This is a genomic window from Streptomyces mutabilis (genome assembly GCF_014649815.1).
GTDB classification, from domain to species: Bacteria; Actinomycetota; Actinomycetes; order Streptomycetales; family Streptomycetaceae; genus Streptomyces; species Streptomyces mutabilis.
In genome coordinates, this window is record NZ_BMTT01000103.1 from 1 (window position 1) to 957 (window position 957).

Annotated in this window: 1 protein-coding gene; it reads left to right on the forward strand. The window is 72.6% G+C overall.

The genetic code is table 11. The annotated features are described in order from the left end of the window. The coding region (locus tag IE142_RS34830; protein WP_191889410.1) for a polyketide synthase dehydratase domain-containing protein at positions 1–957 on the forward strand (957 nt) is incomplete at both ends.

Consider the following 957-nt stretch of genomic DNA (forward strand, 5'->3'; position numbering starts at 1 on the left):
CGGTTGCCCGCCGGGTGGACCTGCCGACCTACGCCTTCCAGCACGAGCGGTACTGGCCGGAGCCGTCGGACGCAGCGCCTTCGACGGCCGGGCACCCGCTCCTCGACTCGGTCGTCGCACTCGCCGACGGTGACGGCGTCATCCTGACCGGCCGACTGTCCTTGCGGACGCACCCGTGGCTGGCGGATCACGTGGTACACGGCCGGGTGCTGTTCCCCGGCACCGGTTTCGTGGAGCTGGCGCTGCGCGCCGGCGACGAGATCGGCCTGCAGCGGATAGAAGAACTGACCATGGCGGCGCCGCTGGTGCTGCCGGAAAAGGGCAGCGTCGCCCTTCAGGTGTCGGTCGACGGGACCGGCCGACTCGGTGTCTTCTCCCGGCCCGACGGCACGGACGCCCCGTGGACGCAGCATGCCACCGGCACCCTGAGCCAGGGCGCCGCTCCCGCCGCCGGCCTCGGCGCGTGGCCACCGGCCGACGCGGAGACCCTGTCGCTCGACGGGTTCTACGACCGGGTGCTGGAGCTCGGTTTCGACTACGGGCCGTCGTTCCAGGGGCTGCGGTCGGTCCGGCGCGCCGCCGACGGTGTGTTGTTCGCGGAGGTCGAACTGCCGCAACAGATGTCGGGACAGTACGGCTTGCACCCGGCACTGTTCGACGCCGTCCTGCACACCCTCGGCGCGACCGCGCACGGCGAGCGAAGCCGGTTGCCGTTCGCCTGGGAGGGTGTGTCCCTGCACGCGGCCGGCGCCACCGCGCTGCGGGTCCGGCTGGCCGTCGACGGCGACGCCGCGTCGCTGACCGCGGTCGACCCGGCGGGCACGCTCGTGCTCTCTGCCGATGCGCTCACGCTGCGGGCCGTCACACCGGATCAGATCGGCCAGGTCGATTCGTTGTATCGGGTGGAGTGGTCGGTGCCGGTGCCGTCGGTGGATGCGGGTGGGGTGCGGTTCGTGG